General features: G+C 64.2%; 20 protein-coding genes. 18 read left to right on the top strand and 2 right to left on the bottom strand.

All coding sequences use genetic code 11. The features are described from left to right. Positions 1–5: 5 nt before the first annotated feature. Positions 6–1,646 (bottom strand): alpha/beta hydrolase, encoded by a 1,641-nt coding sequence (locus tag ACIK7D_RS03185; RefSeq protein WP_400156005.1) that lies wholly within the window; start codon positions 1,644–1,646, stop codon positions 6–8. Between the two features lie 446 nt (positions 1,647–2,092). Here ACIK7D_RS03185 and ACIK7D_RS03180 point away from each other — a divergent pair, with 446 nt between their 5' ends. From ACIK7D_RS03180 to ACIK7D_RS03130, 11 genes are all read left to right on the top strand, one after another. Beyond that, a complete protein-coding gene (locus ACIK7D_RS03180) occupies positions 2,093–2,620 on the top strand; it encodes a hypothetical protein (protein ID WP_400155601.1) in 528 nt (175 codons plus the stop codon). After that, positions 2,617–3,876, top strand: a complete 1,260-nt coding sequence (locus ACIK7D_RS03175; RefSeq protein WP_400155600.1) for a DNA-packaging protein — start codon at positions 2,617–2,619, stop codon at positions 3,874–3,876. The genes ACIK7D_RS03180 and ACIK7D_RS03175 overlap by 4 nt, the downstream gene beginning before the upstream one ends. A gap of 568 nt (positions 3,877–4,444) precedes the next feature. Continuing rightward, on the top strand, positions 4,445–5,083 hold the full coding sequence (locus ACIK7D_RS03170; protein ID WP_400155599.1) for a hypothetical protein: 639 nt from the start codon (positions 4,445–4,447) through the stop codon (positions 5,081–5,083). A 58-nt stretch (positions 5,084–5,141) separates the two neighbouring features. Further along, the gene (locus ACIK7D_RS03165; protein WP_003522330.1) at positions 5,142–5,450 is read left to right on the top strand and encodes a Dabb family protein; all 309 of its coding nucleotides are present in this window, start codon (positions 5,142–5,144) and stop codon (positions 5,448–5,450) included. Positions 5,451–5,704: 254 nt separating this feature from the next. Beyond that, positions 5,705–6,871: a phage portal protein gene (locus ACIK7D_RS03160; RefSeq protein WP_400155598.1), complete on the top strand. Its 1,167-nt coding sequence runs from the start codon at positions 5,705–5,707 to the stop codon at positions 6,869–6,871. Between the two features lie 196 nt (positions 6,872–7,067). Continuing rightward, the gene (locus tag ACIK7D_RS03155; protein ID WP_400155597.1) at positions 7,068–7,388 is read left to right on the top strand and encodes a DUF6107 family protein; all 321 of its coding nucleotides are present in this window, start codon (positions 7,068–7,070) and stop codon (positions 7,386–7,388) included. A gap of 28 nt (positions 7,389–7,416) precedes the next feature. Further along, on the top strand, positions 7,417–7,989 hold the full coding sequence (locus ACIK7D_RS03150) for an HK97 family phage prohead protease (RefSeq protein WP_400155596.1): 573 nt from the start codon (positions 7,417–7,419) through the stop codon (positions 7,987–7,989). Between the two features lie 30 nt (positions 7,990–8,019). Continuing rightward, positions 8,020–9,288: a phage major capsid protein gene (locus tag ACIK7D_RS03145; RefSeq protein ID WP_400155595.1), complete on the top strand. Its 1,269-nt coding sequence runs from the start codon at positions 8,020–8,022 to the stop codon at positions 9,286–9,288. 190 nt (positions 9,289–9,478) lie between these two features. Further along, entirely contained in the window at positions 9,479–10,048 is a 570-nt protein-coding gene (locus ACIK7D_RS03140; protein ID WP_400155594.1) for a head-tail connector protein, read from the top strand. A gap of 3 nt (positions 10,049–10,051) precedes the next feature. Then, complete coding sequence (locus ACIK7D_RS03135) at positions 10,052–10,387, top strand: phage head closure protein (RefSeq protein ID WP_020808625.1); 336 nt, start codon at positions 10,052–10,054, stop codon at positions 10,385–10,387. Then, a complete protein-coding gene (locus ACIK7D_RS03130) occupies positions 10,384–10,779 on the top strand; it encodes a DUF3168 domain-containing protein (RefSeq protein WP_400155593.1) in 396 nt (131 codons plus the stop codon). The genes ACIK7D_RS03135 and ACIK7D_RS03130 overlap by 4 nt, the downstream gene beginning before the upstream one ends. 7 nt (positions 10,780–10,786) lie before the next feature. On the opposite strand, the gene ACIK7D_RS03125 is transcribed toward ACIK7D_RS03130, so the two are convergent. Then, positions 10,787–11,986 carry an MFS transporter gene (locus ACIK7D_RS03125; RefSeq protein WP_400155592.1) on the bottom strand — a complete coding sequence of 400 codons (1,200 nt, stop codon included), beginning with the start codon at positions 11,984–11,986 and terminating at the stop codon, positions 10,787–10,789. 90 nt (positions 11,987–12,076) lie between these two features. Between ACIK7D_RS03125 and ACIK7D_RS03120 the strand changes: the two genes are divergently transcribed. The 7 genes from ACIK7D_RS03120 to ACIK7D_RS03090 all read left to right on the top strand — a co-directional run bounded on the left by ACIK7D_RS03120 (position 12,077) and on the right by ACIK7D_RS03090 (position 15,694). Further along, positions 12,077–12,484 (top strand): phage major tail protein, TP901-1 family, encoded by a 408-nt coding sequence (locus ACIK7D_RS03120; protein ID WP_262534987.1) that lies wholly within the window; start codon positions 12,077–12,079, stop codon positions 12,482–12,484. Next, on the top strand, positions 12,484–12,843 hold the full coding sequence (locus tag ACIK7D_RS03115) for a gene transfer agent family protein (protein WP_137003136.1): 360 nt from the start codon (positions 12,484–12,486) through the stop codon (positions 12,841–12,843). The genes ACIK7D_RS03120 and ACIK7D_RS03115 overlap by 1 nt, the downstream gene beginning before the upstream one ends. Further along, the gene (locus ACIK7D_RS03110) at positions 12,840–13,049 is read left to right on the top strand and encodes a rcc01693 family protein (RefSeq protein WP_080817366.1); all 210 of its coding nucleotides are present in this window, start codon (positions 12,840–12,842) and stop codon (positions 13,047–13,049) included. The genes ACIK7D_RS03115 and ACIK7D_RS03110 overlap by 4 nt, the downstream gene beginning before the upstream one ends. Positions 13,050–13,119: 70 nt before the next feature. Then, complete coding sequence (locus ACIK7D_RS03105; protein ID WP_400155591.1) at positions 13,120–13,701, top strand: phage tail tape measure protein; 582 nt, start codon at positions 13,120–13,122, stop codon at positions 13,699–13,701. A 42-nt stretch (positions 13,702–13,743) separates the two neighbouring features. Then, complete coding sequence (locus tag ACIK7D_RS03100; protein WP_080817364.1) at positions 13,744–14,382, top strand: TIGR02217 family protein; 639 nt, start codon at positions 13,744–13,746, stop codon at positions 14,380–14,382. Beyond that, on the top strand, positions 14,379–15,263 hold the full coding sequence (locus ACIK7D_RS03095; protein ID WP_400155590.1) for a DUF2163 domain-containing protein: 885 nt from the start codon (positions 14,379–14,381) through the stop codon (positions 15,261–15,263). The genes ACIK7D_RS03100 and ACIK7D_RS03095 overlap by 4 nt, the downstream gene beginning before the upstream one ends. After that, a complete protein-coding gene (locus tag ACIK7D_RS03090) occupies positions 15,260–15,694 on the top strand; it encodes an NlpC/P60 family protein (RefSeq protein WP_400155589.1) in 435 nt (144 codons plus the stop codon). Before ACIK7D_RS03095 ends, ACIK7D_RS03090 begins: the two co-directional genes overlap by 4 nt.

The following is a 15,694-nucleotide window of genomic DNA, read 5'->3' as shown; positions in this document are numbered from 1 at the left end:
CGCGCTCACGCCGGATCGGTGGAGCCGCGGCGGGCCTTGAAGAACATCTTCAGCCGCTGGATATCCTCCGCGTTCCAGCCGCTTGGTGCAGTTACTTCCGTCCATGCATCGATATAATGTTCCGGCGCATAGACGTGGCCGTAACCGATGGGCGCGGTGGCGGCGGCGGCGACATCGAGGCCGAGCTGCAGCAGCGTCACCACCGGGAACCAGCGGAAGGATGTGGAAACGTCGGGCCCGTGATGCGCCATCCATTGCGGCCGCCGGTAAAGCGAGGCGGCCTCGAAGAAGGTGATCGGGTCGCTGGCATATTGCAGATAGACGATCCGCATCGGGCCCCATTCCGCATCGGGCATATGGGCGGTGGTATATTGGTTGGCGAAGCGGATGACGGAGGAAGCGCGGAAACGCGGCAGCCATTCCGGCGTGCCCTTCACCCGGCCATTGGTGGCCATGCGCCATGTCGGGCTGGAAAAGGGCGGACCGCTCCACAGCGCACCCTGGAACGGGTCGGAGAGCACATCGTAAAGATCCGAGGATTTCTGCGAGTTGAGCGAACCGAGGCTGAGGCCATGCAGGTAAAGCTTCGGCCGCGTTTCCTTCGGCAGCGTGGTCCAGTAGCCATAGACGGCCTCGAACAGGGCGCGCGCCGTCTCGACGCCGTAATCCGGCTCCGTCAGCAGCGCGATCCAGCTGGAGAGATAGGAATATTGCACGGCGACGCTGGCGATATCGCCATCATGCAGATATTCGACCGTATCGAGCGCTTCCGGGTCGATCCAGCCGGTGCCGGTGGGAATGACCACCAGAAGCACCTTGCGCTCGAAACCGCCGACCCGTTTCAGCTCCTCCAGCGCCAAGGCCGCTCTTTCTTCCGGCGTCGAAGCCGAGTTGAGGCCCGCATATACCCTGAGCGGCTCCTTGGCCGGGCGATGGGTGAAGGCGGATATCTCTGCGCTCGCCGGGCCTTCGGCGACGAATTCACGCCCGCGTCGGCCGAGCGATTCCCATGTCATCAGCGAAGCGCTGCTGCCGGTCTTGAGCGCATCTGACGGGCGCGGCACGTCGGGTTCGATCAGCGCATCCACCTGTTTCAGCGAGGAATCGGCAAATCTGAGGCCGATATCGAAGATCAGCCCATTGAGCAGCATCCATGAGAGGATGATTGCCACCGCGATGCCCAGCACATTGGCAAGGCGGCGCGGCAGGAAATGGCGGCTGCGCGCGGCAAAGAACCGGCGGATAAGCTGAAACAGCCGGCCGGCGCCGATGAGGATGGCGGCGACCAGCACCGCAAGGCCGCCAGTCTTGGTGGGATGGGCGCTCGGCAGCGGATCGAGCTCCATCAGCACGCGGATGGAATTCTGCCAGTCCTTCGCCTGCCACAAAAACGCGATGGCCGTGATGGCGGCGGCAAGCGCGATGAGAAAACGAACGCCGCGCGCGTTGTGGCGGGAGGGTTCGGGCAGCTCCAGATAGGCCCAGATGGCGTGCAAAGCGACACCGATCAGATAACCGATGGCGAAGGAAAAGCCGCACAGCACGCCCTGCATCAGCCAGGTGCGCGGCAGGAGCGAAGGCGTGAGCGAAGCGCAGAACAGAATAGTGCCGAAGACGATGCCGGTTGCCGAAAGACCTGCAAACAACCGCTCAACCCATTGTTTCACCAACTTGACTCGCCCCTTGTGCTCACCGCCTGGTGCTGAGTGTAATATGTGACGGACGAGGGTGCAAATCCTGCGATCAGGATAAAAATCACAAAGATAGGAAAATAATCCTTTACAGCGTGACGGTGGTTTGATAGTGTTTGGCTACAGTCGGAGATTTGCGGCTGAACGGCAATGGTTGTCCTTGGGATTGCCCGTGGCGCTTTCTTCACCACCTCATTCCTGTGCTTGTCACAGGAATCCAGCCAGCCCAAGTCTTTGGGCTGAAAGAAAGTCCCTCCGTCGCGCAGACGCGCGCCGACTGGATTCCTGTGACATCCTCGGGCTTGTTCCGGGGAACAGGAATGAGGGCGAGTGAGGTGCATGCAAAGGTGCCTTGTTCCCACGCTCCTCTTTATTTGTTCTTTCTCTCGCAGGCCAATCCCATGACAATGTCCAGCAATTGCGATCCGGCGCTCTACGGCGTCTGGCCGGAAACGCCCGCCTATGCGGGTGACGACATGCCGGGAGCCGCGCCGGAGACGAAGTCTCGCGCCGACAGGCTGGCCGCCGAAGATGCGGCGCGCAACGGCAGCCTACGGCAATTGCTGAACGAGCTGACGGAGGAGATGCGCGAGCAGTTCTGCCTGTACCGCAATCTCCGGCAGGCAAGCGAAGCGGCCTTTCTGGCGACGGGGGAAGACGCTTCGGGCAAGCTGGCGCGCGCCGATGTGAAGGCCGCGACGGACCAGCTTTCGCTGATCGTGCGCACGCTGGAGCGGATCGACGCCCTGCAACGGGTGCTGGCGGAGGAGAGGGAAGCTCTTTTTAGCGAAGACGAAACCGAGGCCGGGGATTACGAAGCGGCGGTGGCGCATTTCCTCGACCGCATCGACGAATTGGCTGAACAGAAATGCCGTGCGAAGATGGAGGCCGATCCCGCCCGCAGCCCATCCGCAGAAGCCGACACATGACGGATATGTCGACCGGACCCCATCTGGAGGCGCAGGTCTTCAACCTCCTGCGCGACTGGCGTTTCATCGGCAACCTGCCGCAGCAGCCGCCGGAGGGCGACTGGCGGACATGGCTGCTGATCGGCGGGCGCGGTTCCGGCAAGACGCGTGCCGGGGCGGAATGGGTGCATCGTGTCGCATCCGCCGGCAAGCAGTCGGATTTGCGCATCGCGCTCGTGGCCGAAACGCTGGGCGACGCCCGCGAGGTGATGATCGACGGCATTTCCGGCATCTGCCGTATTGCCCGCCGCCATCGCCCCGCCTTCGAGGTTTCGCGCCGGCGGCTCCTGTGGCCCAACGGCGCGATGGCGCAAGTGTTTTCCTCGGAAGACCCGGAAAGCCTGCGCGGCCCGCAATTCCACATGGCCTGGGCGGATGAGCTGGGCAAATGGAAATATCCGCAGGAAACCTGGGATATGCTGCAATTCGGCCTGCGTCTGGGTGAAATGCCCCGGCAATTGGTGACCACGACACCGCGACCCATTCCGCTTTTAAAGGCGCTTCTCGCCGATCCGACGACACGGGTGGCGCGGATGCCGACCGCCATGAATGCGCGCAATCTGTCCCCCGGTTTTCTGAAAGCCATGCAGGACCGCTATGGCGGCACCCGGCTGGGGCGTCAGGAAATCGGCGGTGAATTGATCGACGAGCGCGAGGGCGCGCTGTGGAAACGCGCCGATCTGGAAGCGATAATCGAAGCGGCGCATGAGCCGCTCGCGCGGATCGTGGTGGCGGTAGACCCGCCCGCCGGCGTCGGTGAACATTCCTGCTGCGGCATTGTCGTGGCGGGGCTCGGCATGTCCGGGCGTCTTAACGTGCTTGCGGATTGTTCGGTGGAAGGCGAAACGCCGGCCGGCTGGGCCCGCGCCGTGGTCGCCGCCTTTCGTCGCCACGAGGCGGACCGGGTGGTGGCGGAGGTCAATCAGGGCGGCGAGATGGTGCGCGCCATGCTGCAGAGCGTCGACGCCAACCTGCCGCTGACGCTGGTGCGGGCGAGCCGCGGCAAATTCACCCGCGCCGAGCCGGTCGCCGCACTCTATGAGCAGGGCAGGGTGCGCCACGCCGCGCGGTTTGAAAAGCTGGAAGACCAGATGACGGATTTCGGGCCGGATGGTCTTTCGTCGGGGCGCTCGCCGGATCGGCTGGATGCGCTCGTCTGGGCGATAACCGCGCTGACGACGATGGTGGTGAGTGAACCGAAGGTGCGGGGGATGTAACTTCGTGGGTGATTGGCTCAGGCGAATGCATGCCAATTGCAGGCCGAGCGGATACCGCCTGTTTCTTCTCCCCGCCGGGGAGAAGGTGGCGCGCAGCGCCGGATGAGGGGGCCACGGTCAAGATGTGCTGGGAGAGTAGACAGATGCGGAGAGCTTGCCCCTCATCTGACCCTTCGGGCCATCTTCTCCCCGGCGGGGAGAAGAAAAGCCGAGGCACCGTCAACGCCCGATTTCGGGCGTCTGGCGGATATTATTTCTTCGGGGATTGCGCCGGTTTCGGCTGGGAGCCGGTTTCACGCATCTGGCGCCACTCGTTTTCGAGACGGTCATAAACGGTCTGGGGGATTGTCGCTGTCATGGTGGCATTCCTCCTTGAATGGTTAACGCTGCGGGATTGCGCGGTGAATGGAGTTAGCGCGCTAAGGTTCCGGAATTCAAGGAATTTTTTACCCCAAAACCCCGGCGGGCGGATTAAAATCGATTAAGGTTTTTTCAAATCGATTTAGTTCCGGCGGCCTGCATGTGGAAAAACCGGGCGTCGTATCGCCCATCATTTTCAGGAGCCATCATGGCCTATGACGAGGCGCGATTCTTCGCGTCGGCGCGGATTTCCATTTTCGGCGGTCGCCTGCGCGCGGCCCAGCTTGCCGGCACGAAAACGATGCTGGCAGGGTTCGAAAAGTCGATGCCGGGCGGCGATCCGCGCTGGCTCGCCTATATGCTGGCGACGGCCTTTCACGAGACGGCGGCGACCATGCAGCCCGTGCGCGAGACATTGGCGGCAAGCGATGCCGAGGCGATGGCAAGGCTCGACCGCGCCTTTGCGGCGGGCAGGCTGCCCATGGTGCGCAAGCCCTATTGGCGGCCGGATACGGAGGGTAAGAGCTGGCTGGGGCGCGGCTTCGTGCAGCTGACGCATCGGCGCAATTACGAGGCCATGTCGGCGCTAACGGGCGTCGATCTCCTGGAGCGGCCCGAGCGCGCCATGGAGGCGGAGGTGGCCACCGCGATCCTGATCCAGGGCATGGCGGGCGGCGGCTTCACCGGCCGCAGGCTCGCCGATTTCTTCAGCGACAGGCGCGAGGATTGGGACGGCGCCCGCGCCATCATCAATGGCAGCGACCGGGCGCGGCTGGTGGGCGGTTACGGGCGCGCATTTCATCACGCGCTTGTCGCCGCGCGGATTGAACCCGGGCGGGCCAGATGATAACCCGTTACCCGGTGCCGAAAAGGCCGCCTTTTAAGTTTGCATGACAGGTGACACCGTGATCCGCCATATCGTCTTTTTCACCGTTCCCGAGGAAAACCGCGACGCCGTGCGCAGGGGGCTTTCGGGCCTCACCGCGATACCGCATTCGCTGAAGCTGGAAATCGGCGAGAACGTGAAGAAGGACCAATGGGGCAACTCGGTCGATTTCATCGTTTATGGCGAGTTCGAAAACGAGGCGGCGCTGGCCGCTTACAAGGCCGACCCAGCTTATGATCTTTCGACCCGCACGGTAAAGCCGCTGCGCGAGACCCGCGTTGCCGCCGATTTCGACAGCGATACGGCGGTGAAAGCGCCGATCCGGTAACGAGCCGTTTCGGCAGCGAAAGTGACGTGCATCCGCACGTAGTCTGCTGAGAACGGGAGAAAGCCTTTCCTCCGTCGTAGGTGCTGAGGCCCTGTACCCTCATTCCTGTGCTCGTCACAGGAATCCAGTCGACGCGCGTCTGCGCGGCGGAGGGAGTCTTTTCTGCCCAAGGACTTGGGCTGACTGGATCCCTGTGACAGGCACAGGGATGAGGGCATCGGCGCCTGAGCCGCCATCAAAACAAGGACAACTCCATGCGATTTCCTTTCTCCCTGCCGTGGCTGCGCCCGGCGGATGGCAGAGCCGTGCCTGAAAGCCGGAAAATGGCCGATGGCTTCATGGCGGTTGCCGTGCAGGGCGGGCAGGCCTTCTGGTCGGGCCGGTCCTATGCCGCACTTGCCCGCGAGGGCTTCATGAAGAACCCGGTCGCGCACCGGGCCGCCCGCATGGTGGCGGAGACCTCGGCTTCCGTCAGCTGGCTGCTTTATGATGGCGAAGAGGAACTCGCCGATCATCCGCTCCTGGCGCTGCTTTTAAAACCGGGCGCCCATATGGGCGGGCCTGATTTTTTCGAGGCGCTTTATGGTCACCTCATGCTCGCCGGAAATGCCTATATCGAGCCGTTGACGGTGGGCGGGCGGCTGCGCGAGCTGCATCTGCTGCGGCCCGACAGGGTGAGCATCGTCGAGGGGCCGGATGGCTGGCCGGTGGCCTATGATTACCGTGCCGAGGGCCGCGCCTCCCGGCGCATCGCCGCCGAGCGCGACGGGCTGGGGCTGCTGCATCTGAAACTCTTCCATCCGCTGGATGACCGGGCGGGTTTTGCGCCGCTCGCCTCCGCAGGGGCCGCGCTCGATCTGCACAATGCCGCAAGCCAGTGGAACAAGCGCCTGCTCGACAATTCCGCCCGGCCATCCGGCGCGCTGGTCTACCAGCCGAAGGAGGGCGGCAATCTCTCCACCGAACAATATGAGCGGCTGAAGCGCGAGCTGGAGGAAGGCTATCAGGGGGCGATGAATGCCGGCCGGCCGCTGCTGCTGGAAGGCGGGCTGGACTGGAAGGCCATGGGTCTTTCGCCGCGCGACATGGATTTTCTGGAGGCCCGCAACGGGGCGGCGCGCGATATCGCGCTTTCGCTCGGCGTGCCGCCGATGCTGATCGGCATTCCCGGCGACAATACCTATGCCAATTACCAGGAGGCGAACCGCGCCTTTTATCGTTTGACCGTCCTGCCGCTGGTTTATCGCACGGCGGCAAGGCTCTGCGGCTGGCTTTCCCCGGTCTTCGGCTCTGGGCTGAGGCTCGAACCCGATCTCGACAAAATTGCCGGGCTTGCCGGCGAGCGCGATGCGCTCTGGTCCCGCATTGGCGCGGCCTCGTTCCTGAGCGACGAGGAAAAGCGCGAAGCGGTCGGCTACTGAGAAGAAAGAACGGCGCTCTCGAAACGGGCGGCGTCAGCTGAATCATTTTCTGAAGAAGCGGAATCTCCCTGTGAGGTCTTCCGTCCAAGCGATTCCGAAGATTCGCAAAATCACCCGGCGCAGGCGCGCAAAAAACGCCTGCGTGCGACGCGGCGCGTCCGCCCGATGCCAACATCCTAGAACGGAATGATTACCCATGTCTGAATTCGCCAATGAGGCCGGCATCTGGGCCGCCCGCATCACCGGCGCCGTGGCGGGCGCGGGTGTGTCGCTCGTTTATCTGCTGCCGAGAAGCAAACGCGAGGCCGCGAGCCGTTTCATCACCGGCGTTTCCTGCGGCATGATCTTCGGCGGGCCTATCGGCCTGTGGATCGTGCAGCAGCTCGATATCGCCGGCGCGCTTTCGGGCCGGGAAATCATGGTGGCGGGTTCCGCCGCCGCCAGCATGGGCGCGTGGTGGGGGCTGGGCGTGCTGGTGCGCATCGCCGACCGTTACGGCGCGCGCCCGCGCGCCTGACACTTCCTTCACATTGCAGGAGTTTTCCATGCACGTTTATCGCGGGCCGCGTCCCGCCACGCGCAAATTCGCCAATCTGGAACTGCGCGGCATTGCCAGCGATGGCACCTTTTCCGGTTATGCCAGCGTTTTCGGCGAGGTTGATCTCGGTCAGGATGTCATTGAGCGCGGCGCTTTCCGCCGCTCCATCGAGGAGCGGGGTGCAGCCGGCATCCGCATGCTCTACCAGCACGATCCGGCCGAGCCCATCGGCGCCTGGCGCACCATCCGCGAGGACGAGCGCGGCCTTTATGTCGAGGGCGTTCTCGCCCCCGGCGTCGCCCGCTCCCGCGAGGTGCATTCGCTGATGAAGACCGGGGCGCTTGACGGGCTGTCCATCGGCTTTCGCACCGTACGTTCCGGCAAGGCGGCCAGCCAAGGTGTCCGGCGCATCCTGGAGGCCGATCTGTGGGAAATCTCGGTCGTGACCTGCCCGATGCTGCCCTCGGCGCGCGTTTCCGACGTCAAGCATGCCCGCTTCTTCCGCGACCGCGAAACTGAACTGGTGCGCAGCATGCGCCGGGCGGCCCGCTCGCTGTTCTACACGACTTTCAAACGCTGACCCCAGGTCAATCACCAGCAAGGAAACGACATGACAGACCAGATGACGAAACCGACCCCGATGACCGTCGCGCCGCAGGTGAAGGCCGTGCCCGACACGGTGACAGCGGCCTTCGACGAGTTCATGGAGGCCTTCGAGGCCTTTCGCGAGACCAACGACCAGCGGCTTGCCGATATCGAACGCAAGATGGGCGCGGATGTCGTGACGCGCGACAAGCTCGACCGCATCGACAGGGCGCTCGACGACAACCGCCGGATCATGGACGATCTGGCGCTCAAGAAAGCGCGTCCCGCGCTTGGCCGCAAGGATGCGCTTTCCCACGATGCCGAAGAGCACAAGGCTGCTTTCGAGGCCTATATCCGTCGCGGCGAGGAGGGCGCGCTGCGCGATCTGGAGGCCAAGGCTTTTGCCGGTTCGACCGGTGCCGATGGCGGTTTTCTGCTGCCGAACGAGACGGATGGCGAAATCGGCCGGCGCATGACGGCGATTTCGCCGATCCGTGCGCTGGCGACCGTCCGGCAGGTTTCCGCCGCCGTACTGAAAAAACCCTTTTCGCCCGGCGGCATGACAACCGGCTGGGTCTCCGAGACGGCAGCGCGCCCGCAGACGGCAACGCCGCAGCTTGCCGAGCTTTCCTTCCCCACGATGGAGCTTTACGCCATGCCGGCGGCGACACAGGGCCTGCTGGATGATGCGGCAGTCGATATCGAAGCCTGGATCGCTTCCGAAGTGGATATCGCTTTCGCCGAACAGGAGGCCGCCGCCTTCATCGCCGGCGATGGCGTCAACAAACCCAGGGGTTTCCTTTCCTATACCGCCGTCGCCAATGATGGCTGGAGCTGGGGCAATATCGGTTATGTCGCAACCGGCGTTTCGGCCGGTTTCGCCTCCGCCGGGCCGATGGATGTACTGCTCGATGCCGTTTATGCGCTGAAAGCCGGCCACCGCCAGAACGGAACCTTCCTGATGAACCGCAAGACGCAAGGGGCGCTGCGCCGCTTCAAGGATACCAGCGGCGCCTATCTGTGGCACCCGCCCGCCGCTGCCGGCCAGCCGGCCTCGCTGATGGGCTTTCCCGTGACGGAGGCGGAGGACATGCCGAATGTGGCGGCCAACAGCTTCGCCATCGCTTTTGGCGATTTCCGCGCCGGTTACCTCGTCGTCGACCGTACCGGGGTGCGCATCCTGCGCGATCCCTATTCGGCCAAACCCTACGTGCTGTTCTACACCACCAAACGTGTGGGCGGCGGCGTGCAGAATTTCGAGGCGATCAAGCTGGTGAAATTCGGAGTGAATTGACCGCAGACCTTGCGGCCCTTTCTTCTCCCCGCCGGGGAGAAGAAAGGGCCGAAGGGGCAGATGAGGGGGCAAGCTCTCCGAACACATCTACCCTTGCCCCCTCATCCCGCTGCCGCGGACTTCTCCCCTCGAGGAGAAGAAACAAGCGGTACCCGCTCGCTAATGCGATTACCTTCCTTCCGGAGACCCCATGACCTATGCCCTCATTCATCCGCCGCAGGCGGAGCCGCTGACGCTTGCCGAGGTGAAGGCGCATCTGCGTCTCGACAGCGGCGATGAGGACGCGCTTCTTGCCGCGCTCATCCGCACCGCCCGCGAGCATCTGGAACGCACGACTGGACTTTGCCTCATCCGCCAGACCTGGCGGCTTTATCTCGACCGGTGGCCTGAGAACGGCGTGATTCCGATTGGCAGGACACCGGTGCAAGCCATCGAAACTATACTGGTTTTTGACGGTGAGGGGCGCTCGGCGGATATCACCGCCGGGGAAAAATTGCTCGATGGCGCGGCGCGTCCGGCAAGGCTGTGGCTGCGCGATCTTCCCGCGCCCGGACGGGCGATGAACGGCATCGAGATCGATTTCATTGCTGGCTATGGCGAAGCGGGAACGGATGTGCCCGACACGCTGAAACGCGCCATGCTAGTGCATGTGGCGCAGATGTTCGCCTTTCGCGGCGCGGTCGCCACGGAAAACCAGCCCGCCGCTATTCCCGCCGGCTACGAGCGGCTGGTGGCGCCGTTCTGCCGTCTGGGGCTTTGAGACATGAACCTTGTTTTTCTCGATCCCGGCAAGTTGACGGCGCGGCTGGAACTGGACGTGCGGACCGAAACGCCGGACGGGCAGGGCGGTGCTGCGGAAAGTTGGAATTTCCTGCGCTCGCTCTGGGCTGCGATCGAACCTGTTTCGGAGGCATCGCATGAACGGGCCTCGGCCGAGGGCGTGACGATCACCCACCGTGTTTGGCTGGCTTACCGCGGCGACATCGCTGCCGGCATGCGCTTTCGCAAGGGCCGCCGCATTCTGGCGATCCGGGCGGTGATGGACCCAGATGAGACCCGCCGCTTCATTGTCTGCCGCTGCGAGGAGGAAAGCCGATGAGCGCCGCAAACCTGCTTCTGCAGGCAATTTTCGCAAGGCTCGGCAGCGATGTCGCGCTGACAGCACTCATCCCCGGCGGCATCGTCGACCGGCTTCTGCCGCGCGCGATTTTGCCGTGCATCGTTATCGACGATCTCGAAAGCCGGGACTATTCGACGGCGACGGAAAAGGCCGAGGAGCATTTCCTGTCGCTGCGGATATGGAGCGACGCCAATGGCCGCAGGGGTGCCGGCGAAATCGTCGACTGGGTGAAGATCCTGCTCGATGATGCCGCGCTGCCGATTGCCGGCGTTTCTCTCGTCAATCTGCATCTTCTTTCCAGCCGCTCGCGGCGCGAGGCGAAGACACGGAATTTCATCGCGGAAATGCGCTTCAGGGCGGTGACGGAGTAGCGCCGTTTCAGGAACCATGCCTGCGCACGGTTTTCCACAGAACGATCAGCAGCAGAAACGAAATGCCGATCAGCACGGAGGCGATGGTGAGCATGGCGGATACGCCCCCGCGATCGAGCGCCAGGGTGAAGATGACCGGCGCCACGGCAATGGCGAGGTTCTGCGGCAGGGAGATGCGCGCGGCCTGAAGCCCATATTCTTCCGGCGAGAACACAGCCAGCGGCAACACGGCCCGGCTGACGGTGAGCACGCCGGCGCCAAAGCCGAAGAAAACGATGAAACCGATGAAGGCAGGCATGGCCGGGGCAAAAAAGAGCAACAGCAGCAGGGAAAAGAGCAGCAGACAGAAGCCGATCATGGCGGTGAGGAAGGGATTTCCGTGCTTCCCGAGCAGGAAATCCAGCCCGCGCGCCGTAATCGCAAGGACGCTGCGTGCGGATGCCAGTTGCACCGCAAGCGATTGCGTCGCGCCGGCCTGAACCAGAAGCAGCGGCAGGAGCGGTGAGAGGCCGAAGGTCGTGAACGCGCTGATCGTCGTCATGGCGGCCAGCAGCACGAAGGCGCGCCGCGTATCGACCTGTGAGGGCGACATCGTCGTCTCTTCTTTCGGCTTTGCCTCTTTTCGGGCCGGCCGGCCAGGAAGCACGAAAAGATAGAGCGGCAGCAGGATGAAGATTTGCAGACAGGCATAAGCGGCAAGCGTGCCGCGCCAGCCGAGATGCTGATCGGCGAGCGTCGTGACCGGCAGGAAAACCGCCGCCGAAAGCCCGGTGAACAGCATCAGCAGCGTCAGCAGCCGGCCGCTTTCCGCGCCCACGCGTTCCACCACGGCCGCATGGGCCGCCGTCGTCAGGCCGCAGGTGGCGGCAAAACCCATCACGGCCCAGCCGAAGAGATAGCTCATCGCCCCGCCCGCAAAGGCGAGCACGGCAAAGCCGGCCGCGAAGAACACCGAACCGGCCGCCAGCACCGGTGCCGCGCCGTGGCGCACCAGCATTCGTCCAAGCAGCGGGCCGCACAGGGCGCTGATGGTCATCATGATCGTGAGGCCGGCGAAAACCACGCCGTTGGTTATGGCCAGTTCCTTGCCGATCCGTGGCCCGAGGACGGCCAGCATATCGAAACCGCTACCCCAGCTGACGATCTGCCCGACCGCAAGCACGCCGATAAGGCGCGCGCGAGACGTCAGGGGGGAAGCGTCGGACATGGTGAGATCGCGGGGTGCGAGGTGCAGGAACGCTTTTGGTAGCAGGCCCGTCGCGACCCCGCAACATCAATCGAGGTGAAAGGAAACAACATGGTGGCGCAGAAGGGCAAGGACCTGCTGCTGAAGATCGACAATGCCGGTTCCTACGCAACCGTTGCGGGGCTGAGGACAAAGCGGCTGGCCTTCAATGCGCAGGCGGTCGATGTGACGGACGCCGAAAGCGCGGGGCGCTGGCGGGAGCTTCTTGCCGGCGCCGGCGTGCAGCGGGCATCGCTCACGGCCTCTGGCATCTTCAAGGATCAGGCAAGCGATGCGCTGGTGCGCGGCGCATTTTTTGCGGGCAGCATTCCCGGCTGGCAGATTGTCATTCCCGGTTTTGGCATCGTTACCGGGCCGTTCCAGATCGTGGCGCTTGAATATTCCGGCCGTCACGATGGCGAGGTGCAATTCGAGATCGCGCTGGAATCGGCCGGTCTTCTCACATTCGGAGCGCAGTGATGGCTGAGCGTTTGCGTTACGGGCGGGCGAACCGCCATCGCGGCGAGATCGAGGCGCTGATCGACGGCGAAAGGCGCGTTCTCTGCCTGACGCTCGGGGCTCTCGCCGAACTCGAAACCGCTTTTGCAGCCGACGACCTCACCGCGCTCGCCGAACGTTTCGCGAGCGGCCGCATGAAGGCGGTCGACATGGTAAGGGTGATCGGCGCGGGCCTGCGCGGCGCGGGCAATGTCTTTTCCGATGAGGATGTGGCCGCCGCCACGGTGGAAGGCGGCATTGCCGGCCATGCCGCCATCGTCGCCGATCTTCTGACCGCCACCTTCGGCGGCCTGAAAGGCGAGACGCCGCCGGACCCTTGAGCGCCGCAGCAGGCGAAACGACGCCGCGCCCGTTCCCCTGGGAGGCGGTGATCCATGCAGGCTTCTGCCTGCTGCGGCTCTCCTCCGAAACCTTCTGGCGGCTGACCCCGCGGGAATTCTTCGCGATGACGGGCGGAAACGCCGTTCCCCGCGGCCCCGACCGTCAGGCGATGGAAGCGATGATGCGGCGGTTTCCGGATGGGTGAGTTGGTCCCCTAAAACGATCAAGCATTTCAAAAATTTATGGTTCCGATTTGAATCAGAAAGGCAAGCGCGATGGCGGGCGAAGGATCGATGGCGGAGAACCGGGAAGAGGCGGAGGCGCTGTCCGAGGTGATGGGCGATCTCGAACGCCGGTCCGAGCGGTTCGGCGCGGCCCTGACCTCGGCCCTGCAGGCGGCGACGGCGGGCGGCAGGGGGCTGGACGATGTGTTGCGTGGGTTGGGGCAGCGGCTGTCCGGCCTCGCACTCTCGGCCGGTCTGAAACCGCTTGAGGGCATGATCGGTAATGCTGTCAGCGGGCTGTTGAACGGCGGCGGTTCGCTGTTCGCTTTTGCCGATGGCGGTGTGCCGGGACGCAGCATCACGCCCTTTGCCGATGGCGGCGTCGTTTCCAGCCCCGCCTTTTTTCCAATGGGCGGCGGGCTTGGCCTGATGGGCGAGGCGGGGGCGGAAGCGATCCTGCCGCTGAAGCGCGGTTCGGATGGCGCTCTCGGCGTTGCCGCGCCGTCCGGCGGAGGCGGGGCGCAGATCGTTTTTAACGTGACGGCGACGGATGCTGCGAGCTTTCGGAAAAGCGAAGGCCAGATCGCCGCCATGCTGGCGCGCAGCGTCGGGCGGGGCCAGCGCGGATTGTGACGCACGTTTCAAGACCATCGAAAAGAATCCAGGAACAACGACATGGCGGCATTTCATGAAGTGCGGTTTCCGCTGCGGCTCGCGCTCGGGGTGAGCGGCGGGCCGGTGCGGCGGACTGACATCGTCAACCTGTCCAATGGCCGCGAAAGTCGCAATCAGCGCTGGAGGAACGCCAGACGCAGCTATGACGCCGGATCCGGCATCCGCTCCGTCGCCGATCTTTATGAGGTGCTCGCCTTTTTCGAGGCGCGGCGCGGCGAACTTTACGGCTTTCGTTTTCGCGATCCGGTGGATTTCAAATCCTGCCCGCCGGGGGAGACGCCCGCCGCGACCGATCAGAGGATCGGCACCGGCGACGGAGTGACGGCCCGTTTTCAGTTGCTGAAGACCTATGCCGATGCGGGCGGCTCCTTCGTGCGGCGGATCGAGAAACCGGCCGAAGGCTCGGTCATGGTTTCGGTCGAGGGGGTGAAGGTCGAAGCGGTTGATGTGGCGGTCGATCATGTAACCGGCATGATCGTGTTCCGTACGGGGCGGGTGCCGCCCGCCGGCGCCGCGATCCGCGCCGGTTTTGAATTCGACGTGCCGGTCCGCTTCGGGATCGACCGTATCGACGTGAACCTGACCGCTTTCGAGGCGGGCCGCATTCCCTCCATTCCACTGATGGAAATCCTGCCATGAAAACCATTCCCGCCGCCCTTGCCGAGCATCTCGGGCAAGATGCGACGACGACATGCCATTGCTGGAAGGTGACACTGAAGGACGGTGCGGTGATTGGTTTTACCGATCATGACGAGGCGATATCGTTTGCCGGCACCTCCTACCTTGCCGCCAGCGGTTTCGCTGCCAGCGATAACGACGGCGAAACGGGGCTGGGCGCAGGCGCCGGGGAGGTGGCCGGCGGTTTTTCAAGCGAGGCGATTGCGGAAGGCGATCTGGCCGCCGGGCGTTTCGATGGCGCGAGGGTGGAGCTTTTCCTCGTCAACTGGCAGGCGCCTGACCAGCATGTGCTGCTGAACAGGCGTGAAATTGGCGAGGTGACGCGGGCCGGCGGGGCGTTTCGCGCCGAGCTGCGCAGTCTTGCCCATCGCCTCGGCCAGCCGCAGGGCAGGGTCTATGGGCGGCGCTGCGACGCCGCCCTTGGCGACAGGCGTTGCAGTGTCGATCTGGCGCGCTTTACCGGGCATGGCAGCGTGGCGGCGGTGGACGCCTCGGGCTGCCTGCTCGTCTCCGGGCTCGATGCCTTTGCCGATGGTTTTTTCAGCCGGGGAAAGCTGCGTTTTCTGACCGGCCCGCTCGCCGGCAAGGGGTTTGATCTCGACGGGCAGGAGCGGCGTGACGGCGGGGTGCTTCTGTCCTTCTGGCTGCCGCCGGAACAGCCGCCTTTGCCGGGAGATAGGTTTTCCGTCACCGCCGGCTGCGACAAGAGTTTTTCCACCTGCCGGGCAAAATTCGCCAATCATCTGAATTTCCGGGGCTTTCCGCATCTGCCGGGGGCGGATTTCGCCTATTCCTATGCGAGCGGCGGCGAGAGCCATGACGGCGGGGCGCTGTTTTCATGAGCGATCCCGGTGAAAGAGTGCTGGCGCTCGCCGAAGGCTGGATCGGCACGCCCTATCGGCATCAGGCCTCGTTGAAGGGTGTCGGCTGCGATTGCCTCGGCCTCATTCGCGGCATCTGGCGGGACCTTTACGGCCACGAACCGGAATTGCCGCCGCCCTATGCGCCCGATTGGGCCGAACGCGGTGGTGAGGACCGGCTGATGGCGGCGGCAAAACGCCATTTTCCGGCGGTGTCGGGCCTGGAAGAGGCAAGGTCGGGAGACCTGCTGCTGTTTCGCTGGCGGGCCGATGCCGCCGCCAAGCATCTGGGCATTCTCGCCGGTCCGCAGCATTTCATCCACGCCTATGAACAGGCGGCGGTGGTGCGTTCGGCGCTGGTGCCGGGCTGGCGGCGGCGCATCGCCGGCGTTTTCCGTTTTCCTGATCCCTGA

The sequence above is a fragment of the Agrobacterium sp. P15N1-A genome (genome assembly GCF_044626815.1).
GTDB classification, from domain to species: domain Bacteria; phylum Pseudomonadota; class Alphaproteobacteria; order Rhizobiales; family Rhizobiaceae; genus Agrobacterium; species Agrobacterium leguminum.
Note: the sequence above shows the minus strand (reverse complement) of the source record. Positions and strands in the feature narration are given on the sequence as shown.